An 18,280-nucleotide genomic window follows, 5' to 3' on the forward strand; every position below is an offset into this window, starting at 1 on the left:
CAGATTGAAAAATTTATATTTAAACTATATTTTAAAATATCCAAAAATTATTTTGTCATTTATGACTGTTTTTATAGTCTTGATGGCTTTTTCAGCGATGAAGCTGGAAATTGATGCAAGTGCTGAAACACTATTGCTTGAGGGTGACAAAGATTTAGAGTTCTCAAGAGAAATATCAAAACGATTTGAAGCACCATCTATTTTAGTTGTAACTTACACTGTTGAAGATGACCTTCTAAGTGAAAAAAACATACAAAATATAAAAACACTAAGTCAGCAGATAGAAACTATTGAGATTGTGGAATCAACAAACTCAATAGTTAATGTTCCTCTTTTGCAGTCACCGCCAAGACCGGTTAAGGAATTGGTAAAAGATATTCCTACACTTGAGTCTCCAAACATAAACAAAGCTCTAGTTAAAGAAGAATTTTTAAAGAGTGCAATATATAAAAAGAATTTAGTCAGTGAAGATTTTAAAACGACAGCAATATCAGTTAATTTAAAACGAGATGAAAAGTACTTTAATCTTATTGACAATAGAGACAAGTATGTAAAACTTAAAAAGCAAAGAGAATTAACTGTATCAGAGAAAGAAAGCTTTAAAAAAGCAGAGATACTACTCAAAACATATAGAGATTTTTTAAGAGCGCAAAACCATAGTTCAATTGTTAAAGTACGAGAAATACTCAAAACATTTTCAGATAAAAATAAAAATATACAACTCCATTTGGGTGGAGTGGATATGATAGCTGATGATATGGTTGAGTTTGTAAAGTATGATTTGAAAACTTTTGGATTTGTTATTGTCGGGTTATTGATATTTATTTTGTATATTTTACTTAGAGAAATAAAATGGGTAGCTATAGCTCTCTTTATTTGTACATTTTCTTTAGTTATTACAAGCGGACTTCTTGGTTTTTTTGGTTGGGAGATTACAGTTGTATCATCAAACTTTATTTCGCTTCAGCTGATTATGAACATGTCACTGGTTGTGCATCTCATAATAAAGTACAAAGAACTACATGCTAAAAATAAAAATGACACACAAGAGCAGTTGGTTGTAAATACGGTTGTTTCTATGTCAAAACCATCATTTTTTGTGGTGATTACGACTATTGCCGGATTTAGTTCTTTAGTCTTTAGTAATATCCTTCCAGTCATAAATTTTGGCTGGATGATGAGCGTTGGTATTATTGTGTCACTTCTGCTTACCTTTATTTTGTTTCCAATTACATTGAGTTTCTTCGATAAAAGTGAATTAAAAGACGATGATTCAAATAAAGTACCCTTTACCACCAGAGTTGCTGATGTAGCATTTGGTTATAAAAAAACAATACTTATAATGACATTTTTTGTTGTAATCTTTTCTATAACTGGGGCCACTCAGCTTAGAGTAGAAAACAGTTTTATTGATTATTTTAAAAAAGATACACAGATTTATCAAGGAATGGCAGTTATAGACCAAAAACTTGGTGGAACATCTCCACTTGATATTATCTTGACATTTAAAGAGGGTAGTGATGTAGTTGAGTCTGTAGAAGTCGTACAAGAAGAAGCTAATGAATTAGATGAGTTTGCAGATGAGTTTGCAGAGACAGAGAGTGACAAAGAGCAGTATTGGTTCACTCAAGCTAAAATGCACAAGATTACAAAAGTTCATGACTATCTTGATTCGCTTGAACCGATTGGTAAAGTTTTATCGCTTGCTACAATTGGTGAAGTTATTAAAGTTCTAAATGACGGAGAAGAAGCGGATAGTTTGACTCTAGCACTTCTATATCAAGAGTTACCGCAGAAATATAGAAAAATAATTTTATCTCCATATATGGATATTGAGCATAATCAGGTACGAATAAGTACAAGAGTAATTGACTCCATGGAAAATTTGCAAAGAGATAAGTTGATTAAAAAGATAAATCAAGATTTAACTGAGATGTTAAACCCAGAGTATGAAGAGCATAAATTATCAAATATTTTAATTATGTATAACAATATGCTTCAGTCACTTTTTGAATCGCAAATTAAAACTATCGGTATAGTTGTACTTATCCTATTTGCTATGTTTTTAGTCCTTTTTCAAAACCTAAAAATAGCGATAATGGCGATAATTGCCAATACTATACCTGTAAGTGTTATTTTTGGATTTATGGGTTGGATGAATATACCATTAGACATGATGACTATTACAATTGCTGCTATTAGTATAGGGATTGCTGTTGATGATACCATACACTATATTCATCGTTTTACTTTGGAACATAAAAACCACAGTAATGCAAAAAAAGCAATGTATAACTCACACGCTAGCATAGGAACAGCGATGTTTTATACTTCAACGATTATTATGGTGGGTTTTTCTGTTTTAGTTCTTTCTAACTTTATACCGACAATTTATTTTGGATTGTTGACTATGATGGCTATGCTTATGGCTATTGTAGCGGACTTACTGCTGCTTCCTGTGCTTCTTCTGCTGTTTGGGGTTTAGTAGCATCAAGGTGATTTAAAATCAGCTCCATACGATGATTGTAAATTTCTCTGTTTTTATCTTGAAAAGGGTGGGCATAATTCTCACCATTAAATGTAGCAGCACCTCTGCTTTGCGCAATATCTCTTAATGGGGATGTCATACTTTTAGAAAGAATTTCATCTTTTTCTCCGGTAATTACAAGTATTTTACTAGCATCTTTGGGAAGATTTTCTACTGGATCAATAGACTTGGGACAGCCGTGTGGAGATAGAAAACTTGGGGCTGAGTCTATGACTGCCGCGTCATATTCAACATCCAAACCAATCATATTTAAGACAATCATTCCGCCTAAAGATGTGCCGTAAAGAAGTTTTCTGTTGTAAGATTTGTTTAGATGTATTGCTATCTCTTTATGATCGTGGATGATTGCATTGATTCGCCTGTTTCCCTCAGAATTTGCATAACCTCTGTAGTCGTAAACATAAACATCATAATTATGTTCGGAGAATTTTTTCAACTCTTTTATCATAAGGTCTGAAACCATAGCATTTCCCATAACAACCAAGATATAGCCTTTTGGCGGTGTATTATTGTAGCCGTCATTTGACATGTACTTGTAACCTCTGAGTATCTTTTCATCAGATGTCTTAAATTCGCTTGGTTTTATAAACTTTATGTCGGCAACTCTGCTGCTGTCTGGACTCGGTGCCATAGAACTCCACAGCCAAAATAAAAAAGGCTCTTGAAAACTACCGCAAATAGATTTCTCTCTATCATTTGCATATGAATTTGAAGTGATGAATAAACTTAGAAGCAGTGATATGAAGTTTTTACTCATATGTTTAATCCTTTAGATATTACATGTGTGATAGCAAAACTATTTTATTTTACAGTTTAAAACTCTTTGACATATGGATTTTAATATCATCAATTTTTAATTCATGATTAGTAAATAATTCATTTCCTAAGACGCCTTGACCTAAAAGCATATCAGCACCGTCTTTATAAGTAATGCCTTTATCTTGTGCAAGTTTTAAAAATGGTGTTAGTTTTCCATATATAGCATCTGCAGCAAATGATGTGTTTTCTAAAGCTTTTTGTATTATCTTTGAGGGGGCAGGAAGTTGTTCATCTTTAAGTCCGGCACTCGTAGTGTTAACAACAAGGTCGTATCTCTCTGCTTTAAAGCTCTCCCAAGTGTGACATGTAGATACCAAATCTTTAAAATATTCAAGTCTTGAAGCACTTCTATTTAAAACTGTTACATCTATGTCGTCTTGTACAAATCTGCTTGCCAGTGCTTTTGCAGTTCCCCCAGCTCCAAGCAGTAAAATCTTTTTAATGTTGCCAAATTCTTTTATAGCAAACATAAAACCATCTGCATCTGTATTGTAGCCGACAAGTTTGCCGTTTTCATTTATGATGGTGTTGACAACGCCTACAGTTTTTGCAAAACCTCTGACTTCATCACAAGCCTCATATGCAGCTTCTTTATGTGGAACAGTTATATTCGCTCCGCTAAGTTTAAGAGAAAGAAAAGTCTCTTTGAGTTTTGAGCCGTCTTTTAAATGAACTCTTGTGTAGCAGGCTGGGTAATTTAGGTTTTTAAACACACAGTTGTGCATAAGCGGAGAACGGGAGTGCTCTACAGGATCACCAAAAATGGCAAAAAGTTTTTTGTTTTTCATTTTTAGTCTAAGTCTTCGAGTGAGTGTACTAGAGCACCAAGTTTATTTTTTACTTCTAAATACTCTAGCTCATTTTGACTATCGGCAACAACACCGGCACCGGCTTGTAAAACAACCTTATCCTCTTTTACCATAGCAGTTCTAATTGTAATAGCGCTGTCCATATTTCCATCAAAACCGAAGTAGCCTATGCTTCCACTGTAAAAACCTCTTTTTAGCCCTTCAAACTCTGCTATAAGCTCCATAGCTCTGATTTTTGGAGCACCTGTCATTGTGCCTGCTGTAAATGTTGCCATAAACAAATCAAACATATCTTTATCTTCATCTAATTGTGCTGTTACATCTGAGACAATATGCATAACATGAGAAAATCTCTCTATATGCATCATATCTTCAACTTTAACAGTTCCGGTCTTTGCTACACGACTAACATCATTTCTGCCAAGATCGATTAGCATAAGATGCTCTGCCAACTCTTTAGGGTCTGCTAAAAGTTCAGCTTCAAGCTCTAAGTCTCTTTGCTTTGTAGCACCTCTTTTTCTAGTCCCTGCAATCGGACGAAGAAGAAGTTCACCATCTGTAAGTCTTACCATTACCTCCGGTGAAGAACCGACTATATTAAACTCTTCATACTCCATTAAAAACATATACGGTGAAGGGTTTTTAGTTCTAAGTATACGGTAGAAACTAAAAGGGTCAACTTTGATATTTCTGGTAAAGCGGTTTGTCATTAAAATCTGAAAAACATCACCGCTTTTTATCATCTCTTTAGAGTCATCTACCATCTTAAAAAAGTGCTCTTTAGTATGGGCGAAACTACCTTTGTCATCTCCAACATTATGCTTCATCGGAATATATTCATATGAGCCTTTTAACTCATTTTCAATCATATCAAACTTGTCATTCATCTCAGAGAGGGTGCTAACAAGTGTAAGTTGGTGATTTTTATGAGAATATACTAAGATTATTTTTGGAAGGATAAGATCCAAATCTGGAGTATTAAGTTCATCTTTTAATCCCTCCATACTTGAGCTGAGTTTTGGCTCAAAGACTTTAACCATATCATACCCGATATAGCCGATAAACCCATCAACATAACCGACTTTTAAGTCTGCTGTAGCTTTTTTATATGTTGATGTATCTATGTTTTTGTAGTAGTTTTTTAAAAATGTAAAAGGTGATTCATCTTTGATTGACGAGTTGCCACTGGCATCTGTATATATGGTTTTATTATCTAAGTATTGAAGTCTTTCTCTTGCCCCAATGCAGATAAAGCTATAGTTTCCTTCGCTTTGTCCTGCACTTTCAAACAGATAAGATATCTCATTATTAAACATAGTTTTTAATTTCGCATAAACGGCAATAGGGGCTAGTTGATCTTGAAAAAATTGTTTAGAGTAAATCAAAGGTTACCTTGTTGAGGAAATTGCTCCACAAAAGGAGCTAAATTTTATATTTTAGTTAAAAAAGCACCGGCTTCTATAGAAGTTCTAACACTTCTTAAAGCTTCTCTTGCCTCACCTTCGCTAGGAAATGGACCAACCAAAACTTTGTTTAGTGTTTTGCCATTATTTGTTACTTGGTGAAATTTATATTTATAACCTAGACGAAGAATAGAGTCTAGAAATTTCTTATTTGGTTCATATCTTGCAAAAGAACCTACTTGAATATAGTAACTTCCGGTAGTTGCCGTTGCAGTTGTTTCAGGTTTAGTAACACTTTTTGGAGCCACTTTCTTCACAGCTGTTTTTACAGCAGCTTTTGGAGCTTCTTTTGGTGCTTCTTGTGTTATGGCAGATTCAGTTTTTTCTTTGTTGCTTTCTGCTTTTAATTTTTGTGCAATTTTGTCAAGAGAGTCATTGTTTTGATTGCTTTCTTGTACAACTTGTACTTCTTCAAACAGAGGTTCTTCGTCTGCTATCTCTTGCTTAGTCTGCGGGTCAGGAGGAAGAATAGCTTGTGGTAAATTGTCTGTGCCGGTTGAAGTAAGAGTATTCATAAGCATTACAACAATAATTAAAATCACACCTAAGGTAGCAACTGCTAAAATAATTTTTTTACTTCCAGCAGCCGAACCACCTTTGTTTAATATAATATCATTTAGTTCATTTTTTTCTTCCATAATTACACCCTTTTAATTGTCTAGTCTAATAATACCTAAAAATTGTTGATATCACATAATGCTTTGTAAAAAAATATTACATGTGTTTTGACCAAGAAGCTCCACGCTCTTTGGCATAAACTCCATATGGCAAAGTCAAAATGTTATATTCATCCGGCATATCAGCATTTGGAAATATTCTCCACTGCTTAGGCTGTTTAGCGGCTAATTTCATAGAAATCAGTTTGCCTAGCTGTATAGCCTCTTGCAGAGTTGTATGACCCTTATGTATATAAAGATGAATATGACCCTCTGTTTTTGTCTGATAAGCTGTAAAATTTATGTATCCCTCTTCACGAAGCAAAAGTTGTGCCTTATGGTAAAAGCGTTCAGGGTCTCTTCCATTGTAGTCAATCACTATATTTTCAACTTTATTATGTTTATTTACTAAAGAGTGGGCAACTGTTATATCACCCTTGATGTGTTGGTTGATAATTGACTGAGTCAACGGAGCATCTACTTTTTCAAATTTATTGTAAAAAGTACGACCCTTAAAGGATAGCTTATTTACTACTGAATCTCTTTTTATCCAGTAGTGGTCCGTCACCATTTTGATAAGTTTAAGATCCATTGCAGTCATTGTTGTGCTTAGTAAGTTGGTTGATTATATATTATAAAATTTTGCGCTAATGCTTTTAACTCTTCTTTGATACTTGCTTGAAGTTCAGTGTTGTTAATATCATCAAGTACATCAGCCATTTTGTTTGCTATAAATTCAAACTCTTTTTCTTTCATACCGCGAGATGTAAGAGCGGGTGAACCAACTCTAATCCCTGAGGTTACAAAAGGACTTCTAGTTTCACCTGGAACTGTGTTTTTATTGATAGTTATACCAGCATTACCAAGAGCAGCATCAGCATCTTTACCGGAAATTTCACGGCCCACAAAAGAGACAAGCACTAAATGGTTGTCAGTTCCACCAGAGACAACATCGTAGCCTCTTTTAACAAGTACCTCTGCTAAAACTTTAGCATTTGCTTTTACTTGTTTAGCATACTCTTTCCATTCTGGAGATAGGTTGTATTTGAAACCAACAGCTTTTGCAGCAATAACATGTACTAATGGACCACCTTGAAGAGCAGGGAAGATTGCAGAGTTCATTTTCTTAGCAATCTCTTCATCATTGGTCATAATCATACCGCCTCTTGGACCTGCAAGAGTTTTGTGCGTAGTAGTTGTAACAACATGTGCATGAGGAAATGGGCTAGGGTGCTCACCGGCTGCTACTAGACCTGCAACATGTGCAATATCTGCAAACATTATAGCTCCAACTTCGTCAGCAATTTCACGGAACTTTTTGAAGTCTATCTCTCTAGCATATGCAGATGCACCACAAACTATGATTTTTGGTTTAACTGCTTTTGCAATCTCCATGATTTTCTCATAATTCATGCGACCATCAAGCTCTACACCGTATGTAAAACTAGAGTAGTTTTGACCTGAAAAACTAGGTTTTGAACCATGTGTTAAGTGCCCACCATGACTTAAATCCATACCTAAAAGTTTATCACCGGCTTTTAATAAACCAGCATAAACAGCGGCATTTGCCTGGCTTCCTGAGTGTGGTTGAACATTTGCATAGTTACATCCAAAAAGCTCACAAGCTCTGTCAATTGCAAGTTGTTCAACACCATCAGCGTATTCACAACCACCATAGTAACGCTTGCCGGGATAACCCTCAGCATACTTGTTTGTAAAAACTGAGCCCATAGCTTCCATAACAGCCGGTAGTGTAAAATTTTCAGATGCAATCATCTCTAAATGGTCGCTCTGACGCTCCAACTCTTTTTCACATAAATCAAATATTTCGCTATCGTACTCTTTTAAAAAGCTCATGTTACAAAATCCCTTGTAAGTTAAATATGGCGATTATACAAAAAGTATGATAATAAAAGACTGAATAAGGTTTTGTAGTTTCTTTTTATTTGAAAAAACTGATATCACCTTTTAACCGCCTATATTCCCAATATAATATCAACGGTATAATAAGTATTACAAATTCGGGTAATCCCTCATCAAAAAGAACCATTAGTGAGAATGTTGCATATGATACGCTGATAACTACGGCAATTATGTCTTTTATTTTCATTTTTTTCCCAAATATTGAAATTTATTATTAGTTTGAGATTCATTGTATCACAATAATAAGTTATTTAAATGTCAATAAACAATAATGAATTAATATAAAAAAGTTAATAGATACTATATGTTATAAGAGTGTTTTAATGTAGAAAAGGGCGTATAGTTTGCCCTTTTAATTTGAGTGTAGTTAACTTACTCTTCTTCTTGATTTTTTTGTTCTGCGTGTATGGGTTTCATTGCAGGGAAGAGTAGTACATCTCTTATTGAGTGCTCATTCGTAAGCAGCATAACAAGTCTATCTATACCTATACCTTGTCCGGCAGTTGGTGCCATACCATAGCTAAGTGCTTCTACAAAGTCTACATCCATCTCGTGCGCTTCATCATCACCACTCTCTTTTGCTGCATCTTGAGCTTCAAAACGGCCAAGTTGGTCAACCGGGTCGTTTAACTCACTAAATGCATTTGCAATCTCACGACCTGCAATAAACAGCTCAAATCTTTCAGTAATTTCCGGGTTTTCATCACTTCTTCTTGCAAGCGGAGAGATGTCAACAGGATACTCTGTGATAAAAGTAGGGTCAATCAGCTTTTCTTCAACGAACTCATCAAACAGTTCGCCTTGAAGTTGACCTAAGTTCATGCCTGGCTTTACAGTGATATTTTTAGAGTTTAAGAACTCTACTATTTTATCTTTATCGTTAGTTACTTCTGCTGGAACACCACCAATTGTTGTAAGTGACTCTATAAGTGGAATCTCTGTAAAGTTTGCAAAATTAACTTCCATATCTCCATAAGGCAATAGTGCAGGCAGGTCTAAATGGTCAAATAAGTACTCAAAATACTCTTTTGTGATTTCAATCAAGTCTTTATATGTTTTATATGCCCAGTAAAATTCGATAGATGTGAATTCAGGATTGTGAGTAGCATCCATTCCTTCATTTCTAAAGTTACGGTTTATCTCAAATACTGCTTCAAAGCCACCAATAATAAGTCTTTTAAGGTAAAGCTCCGGTGCAATTCTAAGGTATCTGTCAATGCCAAGTGCATTATGGTGTGTAACAAAGGGTTTTGCATTGGCTCCGCCTGCAATTGGGTGCATCATAGGAGTTTCAACTTCTAAGAAACCTTTGTCTTCAAAAAAGCGTCTAGTTAAAGAGATGACTTTAGAACGAATTTTAAATGTTTTACGAACATCTGCGTTCATGATAAGGTCAAGATATCTTTTTCTGTATCTAATCTCTTTGTCTGTAACACCGTGAAATTTCTCAGGCAGCGGAGAGATTGCTTTTGTTAGTAGGTTTAGTTCAGTTGCATGAAGAGAAAGCTCACCTTTTCCGGTAACAAACGGATAACCTGCAACTTCAATGATATCACCAACTTCTATATGTTTTTTAAAAATATCGTTATAAAAACCTTCAGCTAGGTTGTCTCTTGCTACATAAACTTGAAGCATACCGCTCTCATCTTCTATCTTTACGAAACTTGCTTTACCCATGATTCTAAAAAGTTTGATTCTGCCATTTACAATGTAGTGGCGGTTCTCATCTCTTTTGTCTTCTTTATCTTCTATATCAGAGTTAACATTCAAATATTTTTCAATTGTTGTATTTCTTTTAGAATTATTAGAGTAAGGGTTAAAGCCTGCCTCTTTTAAAATGTTTGCTTTTTCAATTCTTTGTTGTATAAATTTATTATCAAAAACCAATAATGTTCCTTTTATGTTTGTTGGCAGAGTTTACAGATTCCGTAAATCTGCATAGAATGGTCTTTCATAAAAAAACCAAGTTCATCAGCAATTTTATGCTGTCTATGTTCAATCTGTTCATCTACAAACTCTGTAATGCTTCCACACTCTGTGCAAATAAGATGATCATGATGATCCTTAGCTCCAAGCTCATACTTTTTGCCTTGAGCACCAAAAGATAGTGATGTAACCATACTAGAATCTTCTAAAAGAGACAGCGTTCTATATACTGTTGCAATTCCTATCTTTAAATCAGGAAATTTTTCTTGGATAAGATTGTGTAGTGACTCTGGTGTTAAGTGTTCATCTGAATCATAAAGTGTCTCTAGTATAACTTCTCTTTGAATAGTAAACTTTAAAGCGTTCTTTTTTAGAAGTACTTTGAAATCATTAAGCAACTGCTCGTACTCAATAGTTCTGTCATTAAAATTTGTAGTTATATCGGACATGTTATTGGCTCATTTTTTCTGATGAATTTTTGTCTATTGCTGAGTTTATTTGATCTTTTGTCGCTTTTAGCATCTCAAGCGCAGAGTCTTTTACTGTTTCACTGATGTTATTTTCAATAGTTTCTTTGCTTTTAATAATTGTAGCGTTGATGTCATCAGATATCTCAATAGGATCAAGTTTCATAATTACACTTCCAACTTCTACTAGCACAGGGAACATAAAACTATTTTTTGAAATAGAATCCATAGTTCCTCTCATAGCCTTTACATTGTATGTAGCATATGCGATTACAGCCGCAATAAGAAAAAACTTACTTGCACCAAATATGAATCCGAGCAGTTTATCAAAAATGCCTAATCCGCTCATGTAGCTTAATTTTTTAAAAATCAATCCCATAGCAACCATAAATAGCCAAAATGCTATAAGTGTTACCAAGAAACCTGTAAAGCTGATTGCTGCGGTGTTTTCAAATCTAAAGATAAGATCACTTAACTGCTGACCTACGCTGTCGCCAACCCTAGAAGCTACAAAAATACCACCAATAATTCCCAATAGACCAAATAGTTCTTTAAAGAAACCGTTTATAATCCCTTTAAGTCCCAAAAATAAAACTATTACGGATACTATAATGTCAAAATAATTAAATTCCATCTATTCAAATACCTTAGAAACTTGATTTTTACCATTATGCTTAGAAATATATAGAGCTCTATCTGCACGCGTTAATAGTTTATCGGGTGTATCGCCATGAAGTAACTTAGTTAATCCGATGCTAGCTGTAACAGACAGTTTTTCTCCCATATAAATAAGTTTGTTTGAACTAATAAGCTTTAAAATTCTATCTGCAATTATGTTGCTTTCTTCATCACTGTTGCGATTTAGGACGATTGTAAATTCTTCTCCGCCGTATCTAAAAATTTTATCTCCATCTCTAAGTGTTTTTCTTAGAATATTTGAAATAAAAATCAGAATCTTATCACCGGTAATATGACCATAAGTATCATTGATTTCTTTAAAATCATCTAAATCAAGCATTAGCACATGAATATTATAATTTACACCATCGCTAGAGCTAGAGCAAGCTTCTAGAAGGTAAGTGTTTAATGCTCTTCTGTTAAAAACTTTTGTAAGCGAATCAATATTTGAAGTCTTTTCTAATGCCTCAACTTTTAATGATAATTGTGAAATAATTTGATTGGCTTTTTTTACTTCATCACTCATGTGAGATTGAATTTCTATAAACTTTTCGTTAAGAGTCGGCAGGTCGATTTGTTCAGTTATGCAATCGCTTAAAGTTTTTTCATGTAATAGCGTTAGTTGTTCAAATTTTTCATTTGTATATTCATAAGATACTAAACTTTGATTTACGAGTTCTTTATATTTATTATCAAAAGCTTCTTTGGCATGTTTTGTAGAATCTATTTCTTTATCATCAATGCTGCCGAGAATATCAACAGCGTCTTTTAAATAATCGATTACTTGCTCTTTGGTTGCGGGATCTTGGGCATCTATACGCTGCATTAAATTAGCAAAGACCTCTTCTACTAATGCTTTTAAATCACTTTTTTGCATAATATTGTCCAATCAAATATTTTTTGTATTTTACAATATTAAGCATAAAGAATAGCTTTTATAGTTTTTATATTGTTAAAAGACAACTAATCAGAGCTATTTTAGGTACTTTTATGTAAAATTACGAAAATATATAAATAGTACATATAAAAAGGTTTTATAATGAGTATCTGGAATCCTACAAGTTGGAGAGAAAAACCAATTTTACAACAGCCGACATACCCTGACCAAGAAGAATTAAAAAAAGTATTAAAAGAGTTAGAAAACTATCCTCCTCTTGTATTTGCAGGCGAAGCCAATAGGTTAAAAGAACAACTTGGCGATGTAGCAAAGGGTGATGCATTTTTACTTCAAGGCGGAGATTGTGCAGAGAGTTTTAGTGAATTTCATGCAGACAATATCCGTGATACATTTAAAGCTTTGATGCAGATGGCTGTAGTTATGACTTATGCAGGTGGTGTTCCGGTTGTTAAAGTCGGTCGTCTTGGCGGTCAGTTTGCTAAGCCTCGCTCATCTGATACAGAAACATTTGACGGTGTAACACTGGATTCATATCGTGGTGATATTATCAATGGAGTTGAGTTTACTAAAGAAGCTCGTACTCCTGATCCTCAGCGTATGATAAAAGCTTACAATCAGTCAGCTGCTACTCAAAACCTCCTTCGTGCTTTTGCAACAGGCGGTTTAGCTGATTTGCATAAAGTTCATCAGTGGAATATGGCATTTACAAATAAAAGTGAAATTTCTGAAAAGTATGAGCAATTATCTCAAGAGATAGAAAATTCTTTGCAGTTTATGAAAGCTTGCGGAATAACATCTAAGACCTATAGAAACCTAAGAGAAACAGATTTTTATACATCTCATGAGGCTCTTTTACTACCGTATGAAGAAGCTTTTACAAGAAAAGATTCTATTTCCGGTGACTGGTATGATACATCAGCTCATATGTTATGGATAGGTGATAGAACTCGTCAACTTGACGGTGCACATGTAGAATATCTAAGAGGTGTTAAGAATCCAATCGGTGTTAAAGCCGGTCCATCAATGGACACGGAAGATTTAGTAAAACTTTGTAATACTTTAAATCCTGAAAATGAAGCAGGTCGTTTGAATATAATTGTTAGAATGGGAGCGGACAAAGTTGGTGATGAAAAAAATGGTCTGCCTAGACTTATTCGAGCAGTTGAAAAAGAAGGCATGAATGTAGTTTGGTCTTGTGACCCTATGCACGGCAATACTATAAAGTCATCAAACAATTTTAAAACTCGTCCGGTTGATTCTATTTTGACTGAAATGAAGCAGTTTTTCCAAGTTCACAAAGCTGAAGGAACAGTCGGTGGGGGAGTTCACTTAGAAATGACCGGTAAAAATGTTACTGAATGTATCGGCGGTTCATTTATTGTAACTGAAGAGGACTTATCTTCTCGTTACCATACTCATTGTGACCCTCGTTTAAATGCTGATCAGTCTTTAGAGTTGGCATTTTTAATTGCAGACACTTTAAAAGAGTCTCGTAAATAATTTTTAAAATGAAGAGGTAAGTTTATTACTTATTTCTTCAAGTTTTTCCTCTATCGCAAATAACTCTTCTATCTTTTGTTCATAAACAGCTTCTATATCAGCTAACTCTTTTGCCAAAGCTGTAATACCGATTTCTTCATAACATTTTGGGTCAGCTAAACAGTCATTTTTCTCTTTTATCTCAAGTTCGAGTTTTTCTATCTCGAGCGGTAATTTTTCAAGAGCAATTTTCTCTTTAAAGGTGAGTTTTAAAGCTTTTTCTTTAGGCGCGGCAGGTTTTTCCTGCACTTTTTCTTTTTGCATCTCGTTTTGCATTTCAGAGAGTACATGTAACTCTTTTTCAAGCTCTAAGTACTCTGAATATTGTTGATGAGACTCTTCTATATGTTTGTCTTTTTTAAAGATAAACAGCTTTTTAGCAATCTTATCTACAAAGTATCTATCATGACTAACAATTATTACAGCACCTGGAAAGTTGGTGAGTTGCTCTTCTAGAATGTTTATGGTTGGAATATCCAAATCATTTGTAGGCTCATCAAGTATGAGAATATCAACATCTTTTGTAAATAGCAGGGCAAGAGCAATTCGGTTTTTTTCTCCGCCGCTTAGAACTCCTATCTTTTTATCTAAAAACTCTCTAGGAAATAAAAAGTTTTTAAGATAACCATATACATGTAGGTCTTTTCCTCGAACACTTACTCTGTCTCCGCCATGTGGACAAAAAGTTTCCATTAGGTTTTTATCATCATCGAGCATTTCACGATGCTGGTCAAAATAGCCTATCTTAAATTCACCCTGTTTTATCTTTCCGCTGGTTGGTTCTATACGCCCTAAAAGAGCTTTAAGCAGGGTTGATTTACCGCTTCCGTTTGGTCCTACTATGGCTATAACATCTTTTTGAAGTATACGAGTCGTAAAGTCTTTAAGCAGCTCTTTATTGCCAAGTGTTAAGCATAAGTCTTCAACCTCAAAAAGCATTTTTTGTTTGTTTATGCTTTTGTCACGGTTGAAATGTTTTGCTTCTCGTTGAAGCTCAATTGACATTTTTCTGATTTTGGCTGGATTGTTTTTTGCATCTTCTCTAAGGGTCATAAGTCGTTCTTTGCGACCTTCGTTTCTCTTAAGTCTAGCACGAACTCCTCTTGCGTACCAAGCATTTTCTCTTTTTAAAATATCAAGAAGATTGTCATGTTGCTTTTGAAGTGTTCTGATGTATTCCTCTTTTTGTGTCAAATAATCACTATATCCACCGCTGTACTCTCTAAGCGCACAGTCGTCTACCTCTACACTTTTAGTGGTAATCTTGTCTATAAAGTATCTATCATGAGAGATGAAAACAAGGGTGAATTTCTCTTTTAAAATAAGTTCTTCTAAAAACTCAACCATGTAAACATCAAGATGGTTGGTAGGTTCATCTAGAAGCAAAACATCGGGCTTTTGTAAAAGCAAAGAGGCTAGAGCTACACGGCGTTGTTCCCCTCCGCTAAGAAGAACTATCGGCTTATCTTCATACTGTTTCAAGTCAAAGTGCTGGATGATTCTCTCTATCTTGTCGTCTAAGTTCCAAGCATTGTGATGTTCTATATATTTGGAGAGTTTCTCATGCTCATCTATGATTTTTTTATTATCAAAATCCTCTGCTAGTTGTAGTGAAAGTTCGTTATATCTCTCTTTTGCTTTATTTAACTCGCTAAGACCATCTTCAACAGCTTCTCTTACTGTATGACCCTCTTTGAAGTTTGGTCTCTGGTCTAGCATCTTTATCTCTAAATCATTTCTTGTGATTCTCTCGCCGCTGTCTTGCTCAAGAGTTCCGTTTATTATTTTCATAAGTGTAGATTTACCACTACCGTTTTTACCAATAATAACGATTCTTTCACCTTCATCTATATGAAAATTGACATCCGTTAAAATTTTTTGTGCTGAGTAATGTTTTGATATGTTTTGTAAATCTATTAGTGCCATGTGGCTCCCATATTTATCGGGTTTAAAGTTATATAATAATATCTATATTTTGGTTAAGGAAGGCTTTATTTTTTGATTAAATGAATCTTTAATTAAAAAGGTATATAATGTAGTTATTATCAAAAAAATCATATAGACCAAAAAGGTTTAAAATGAGAGTTGTTATAGTAGGCGGCGGTATCGCTGCAACATATTTAGCAAACAATATTAAAAAACAAAACAGTGCTTTAGAGGTCACAATTGTCAGTGATGAAAAGTATCCTCCGTACGACAGAATACATCTTTGTCGTTTAGTAGATGATAAAAAAGACATAGGCTCTATAGCATTGCCCCTTGACCCCACAGTTAAATTGGAATTAAACCAGAAAATAATTAAAATTGACAAAGAAAATAAAAGAGTTTTTTCTGATAACTCCATGTATAGCTATGACAAGCTTATCATTGCAACCGGCTCGCGTCCTATATCACTTTTTGATGTTGAGACAATCAAAAATGCAGCCGTATTTAGAAGTGCAGATGATTGCGAGATTATAAAAAGTGAGATGAAAGATAGAGATGTTGTTATAGTCGGTGGCGGTCCTATCGGACTTGAACTTTTAGAGACAATCAATCAAATTGATGATGTCTCAAACATCATACTTATTCTTCGCGCTAAACATCTATATGACAAAAATTTATCAAGTGATTCTATAAAACTAATACAAGAGTGTTATACTAAAAATGGAAAAATCAAGATATCTTATGAAGATGAGATAGTTGACAAAGTAATAAAAAACAATGAAATAATTTTTCTTAAAACCAAAAAATTAGACATACAAAATCCATTTTTAGTTTTTGGAACAGGGATTGAGCCAAATATAGAACATTTTAGAGATACTCTTAGATGCAATAAAGGAATTTTAACAAATCTTTACATGCAGACAGACGATGAAAATATTTATGCTGTAGGTGAGTGTGCTGAGATTGAAGAGCTTAATTTTGTTGCAGGACATGTAAAAGATTGCACTCAAGAAGCAAACTGCGCTATATCTCATTTACTACAGAGTGATATGCAAGAGTTCAAAAGAGAAGTTAGCATTGACATGTTAAAAGTCGGTGAGTTTGACTTGGTGGATGTCAGGTCGCCAAAATTTAGTGCAAACTTTGAAAAAGTTGTTATAGCTTCAAAAAAAGATAATCGGATTGATGAATATTTTCTTGAGGATACTAAACTTGTCAGGTTTATCGGTATTAACTCAAATGTAGATATTGGGTATATTGAAAATCTTATAAATGATGAAGATGAAGTAGACATCAACTACTTGTATCAAAACAGACTTGTCGGGGAGAGAGGCAGACTTATATGCAGCTGTGAGCATGTCTACCATAAAGATTTAGTAGATATTGTAACCGAGACCGGAATAGGCTCATTTTCAGAGTTGGCAAATTATTCACAAGCCGGCAGGGTTTGTGGCAGATGTAAATCAATGGTTGAGGATGTTATAAAAGAGTCACAGCATCTTATAGACCCAAATATGCCAAAAAAAAGTGCACAAGATATTAAACTTGAGCAAGAAATTGAAAAAGTACAAAAAAGAATAGATAAGTTTAACACACTTCATCCAAGAAATAACCTGAGTGCTGATAATCTAGAATCAGCTATGGAGTCGCTTAATATTGCAAAAAAAGAAGTTAACAGCTGGGTATCTATGGTAACGGCAAATATGAAACTTCATCCAAATTTTGAAGATTTAGTTGAAAAAGGTGTCAAAACCCTAAATAAAGTCCCAATTATATGGCTAGAGTTGGCAGATTGCAGCGGGAACTCAGAGGCTTTTATAAAATCAACAAATCCTGCCATAGAAGATCTTATATTTGATTATATTTCACTTGATTATCATGAGCTTCTTATGAGTGCTAGCGGTGATCAAAGTGAGACTGTTTTAGAAGATATAATAACCAATCAAAAGGGAGAATATGTTCTTATAGTTGAAGGTGCAGTTCCATTGGCAATGGATGGAAAATACCTTCGTATCGGACCAAAAGGTGAGACGGGAATTGAGCTTTTAAGAAAATGTGCAAAAGATGCAGCTTTGGTTTTGGCGGTTGGCTCTTGTGCATTTGACGGCGGAGTTGTAGCAGCTGCTCCAAATCCAACCGGAGCTGTAGGAGTGGCAGAGGCCTTGGGTAGAGATGATATTATAAACATCTCAGGGTGTCCTACAAATCCCACAAATATAGTCGGGACTCTACTCTCATACATAATGTTTGAAGAGTTGCCGGCACTAGATAAATATAATCGTCCTCTTTGGGCATACGAGGGAAGAATTCATGACAACTGCGAAAGACGCGGTCACTATGAGCTAGGCGAGTTTGTAAAAGAGTGGGGAGACGAGGGTGCAAAAAAAGGTTACTGTCTTTTTGAGATGGGCTGTAAAGGTCCATACGCACATGTAAACTGCCCAACCATGAAGTTCAACAGTAGTACAAGCTGGCCTGTTCAGGCTGGGCATGGATGTATGGGATGTACGGAGTTAGGTTTTTTTGATAAGTTTGCAAACGAGAGAAAATATGTCGAGGAGCAAAACAATGAATAATCTTGCCAAAGGCAAAGCTTCAGTGAGAGGAATTTTTTCTGGGCTTTGCTCA

14 protein-coding genes are annotated in these 18,280 nt (G+C 34.7%); 3 read left to right on the forward strand and 11 right to left on the reverse strand.

Features of this window, described 5'->3' with window-relative positions; all coding sequences use genetic code 11:
- Window positions 1-4 precede the first annotated feature (4 nt).
- Window positions 5-2,485, forward strand: a complete 2,481-nt coding sequence (locus OQK60_RS00730) for an MMPL family transporter (protein ID WP_297683078.1) — start codon at window positions 5-7, stop codon at window positions 2,483-2,485.
- Here the strand turns inward: OQK60_RS00730 and OQK60_RS00735 are convergent.
- The 10 genes from OQK60_RS00735 to OQK60_RS00780 all read right to left on the reverse strand — a co-directional run bounded on the left by OQK60_RS00735 (window position 2,430) and on the right by OQK60_RS00780 (window position 12,166).
- A complete protein-coding gene (locus OQK60_RS00735) occupies window positions 2,430-3,305 on the reverse strand; it encodes an alpha/beta fold hydrolase (protein ID WP_297683080.1) in 876 nt (291 codons plus the stop codon). The two genes, OQK60_RS00730 and OQK60_RS00735, sit on opposite strands and share 56 nt — an antisense overlap.
- A gap of 49 nt (window positions 3,306-3,354) precedes the next feature.
- On the reverse strand, window positions 3,355-4,155 hold the full coding sequence (locus tag OQK60_RS00740; protein ID WP_297683082.1) for a shikimate dehydrogenase: 801 nt from the start codon (window positions 4,153-4,155) through the stop codon (window positions 3,355-3,357).
- Window positions 4,156-4,157: 2 nt separating this feature from the next.
- Window positions 4,158-5,561: an anthranilate synthase component I family protein gene (locus OQK60_RS00745; RefSeq protein ID WP_297683084.1), complete on the reverse strand. Its 1,404-nt coding sequence runs from the start codon at window positions 5,559-5,561 to the stop codon at window positions 4,158-4,160.
- A gap of 44 nt (window positions 5,562-5,605) precedes the next feature.
- The gene (locus tag OQK60_RS00750; RefSeq protein WP_297683086.1) at window positions 5,606-6,277 is read right to left on the reverse strand and encodes an SPOR domain-containing protein; all 672 of its coding nucleotides are present in this window, start codon (window positions 6,275-6,277) and stop codon (window positions 5,606-5,608) included.
- 76 nt (window positions 6,278-6,353) lie between these two features.
- On the reverse strand, window positions 6,354-6,896 hold the full coding sequence (locus OQK60_RS00755) for a DUF1882 domain-containing protein (RefSeq protein WP_297683088.1): 543 nt from the start codon (window positions 6,894-6,896) through the stop codon (window positions 6,354-6,356).
- Between the two features lie 8 nt (window positions 6,897-6,904).
- Entirely contained in the window at window positions 6,905-8,152 is a 1,248-nt protein-coding gene (locus OQK60_RS00760; protein ID WP_297683090.1) for a serine hydroxymethyltransferase, read from the reverse strand.
- 438 nt (window positions 8,153-8,590) lie between these two features.
- A complete protein-coding gene (gene lysS, locus OQK60_RS00765; RefSeq protein ID WP_297683092.1) occupies window positions 8,591-10,105 on the reverse strand; it encodes a lysine--tRNA ligase in 1,515 nt (504 codons plus the stop codon).
- A gap of 11 nt (window positions 10,106-10,116) precedes the next feature.
- Window positions 10,117-10,593, reverse strand: a complete 477-nt coding sequence (locus OQK60_RS00770; RefSeq protein ID WP_297683094.1) for a Fur family transcriptional regulator — start codon at window positions 10,591-10,593, stop codon at window positions 10,117-10,119.
- A gap of 1 nt (window position 10,594) precedes the next feature.
- Complete coding sequence (locus OQK60_RS00775; RefSeq protein ID WP_297683096.1) at window positions 10,595-11,245, reverse strand: CvpA family protein; 651 nt, start codon at window positions 11,243-11,245, stop codon at window positions 10,595-10,597.
- Window positions 11,246-12,166 (reverse strand): GGDEF domain-containing protein, encoded by a 921-nt coding sequence (locus OQK60_RS00780; protein WP_297683098.1) that lies wholly within the window; start codon window positions 12,164-12,166, stop codon window positions 11,246-11,248. It lies immediately after the preceding gene.
- 159 nt (window positions 12,167-12,325) lie between these two features.
- On the opposite strand from OQK60_RS00780, the gene OQK60_RS00785 reads away from it, so the two are divergent.
- On the forward strand, window positions 12,326-13,687 hold the full coding sequence (locus OQK60_RS00785) for a class II 3-deoxy-7-phosphoheptulonate synthase (RefSeq protein ID WP_366854600.1): 1,362 nt from the start codon (window positions 12,326-12,328) through the stop codon (window positions 13,685-13,687).
- Between the two features lie 3 nt (window positions 13,688-13,690).
- Here OQK60_RS00785 and abc-f read toward each other — a convergent pair whose 3' ends face one another.
- Window positions 13,691-15,652: a ribosomal protection-like ABC-F family protein gene (gene abc-f, locus OQK60_RS00790; RefSeq protein ID WP_297683100.1), complete on the reverse strand. Its 1,962-nt coding sequence runs from the start codon at window positions 15,650-15,652 to the stop codon at window positions 13,691-13,693.
- A gap of 152 nt (window positions 15,653-15,804) precedes the next feature.
- Here abc-f and OQK60_RS00795 point away from each other — a divergent pair, with 152 nt between their 5' ends.
- Window positions 15,805-18,228: a hydrogenase small subunit gene (locus OQK60_RS00795; RefSeq protein WP_297683103.1), complete on the forward strand. Its 2,424-nt coding sequence runs from the start codon at window positions 15,805-15,807 to the stop codon at window positions 18,226-18,228.
- The last annotated feature ends 52 nt before the right edge of the window (window positions 18,229-18,280 follow it).

Source organism: Sulfurimonas sp., assembly GCF_026196735.1.
In the GTDB taxonomy this organism is placed as follows: Bacteria; Campylobacterota; Campylobacteria; order Campylobacterales; family Sulfurimonadaceae; genus Sulfurimonas.

Excerpts from the sequence above, each read along its gene's own strand:
- OQK60_RS00735 (WP_297683080.1), bottom strand. The coding sequence starts at position 3,305 with ATGAGTAAAAACTTCATATCACTGCTTCTAAGTTTATTCATCACTTCA.
- OQK60_RS00740 (WP_297683082.1), bottom strand. The coding sequence starts at position 4,155 with ATGAAAAACAAAAAACTTTTTGCCATTTTTGGTGATCCTGTAGAGCAC.
- OQK60_RS00750 (WP_297683086.1), bottom strand. The coding sequence starts at position 6,277 with ATGGAAGAAAAAAATGAACTAAATGATATTATATTAAACAAAGGTGGT.
- OQK60_RS00795 (WP_297683103.1), top strand. The coding sequence starts at position 15,805 with ATGAGAGTTGTTATAGTAGGCGGCGGTATCGCTGCAACATATTTAGCA.
- OQK60_RS00775 (WP_297683096.1), bottom strand. The coding sequence starts at position 11,245 with ATGGAATTTAATTATTTTGACATTATAGTATCCGTAATAGTTTTATTT.
- OQK60_RS00780 (WP_297683098.1), bottom strand. The coding sequence starts at position 12,166 with ATGCAAAAAAGTGATTTAAAAGCATTAGTAGAAGAGGTCTTTGCTAAT.
- OQK60_RS00770 (WP_297683094.1), bottom strand. The coding sequence starts at position 10,593 with ATGTCCGATATAACTACAAATTTTAATGACAGAACTATTGAGTACGAG.
- OQK60_RS00760 (WP_297683090.1), bottom strand. The coding sequence starts at position 8,152 with ATGAGCTTTTTAAAAGAGTACGATAGCGAAATATTTGATTTATGTGAA.
- abc-f (WP_297683100.1), bottom strand. The coding sequence starts at position 15,652 with ATGGCACTAATAGATTTACAAAACATATCAAAACATTACTCAGCACAA.
- OQK60_RS00755 (WP_297683088.1), bottom strand. The coding sequence starts at position 6,896 with ATGACTGCAATGGATCTTAAACTTATCAAAATGGTGACGGACCACTAC.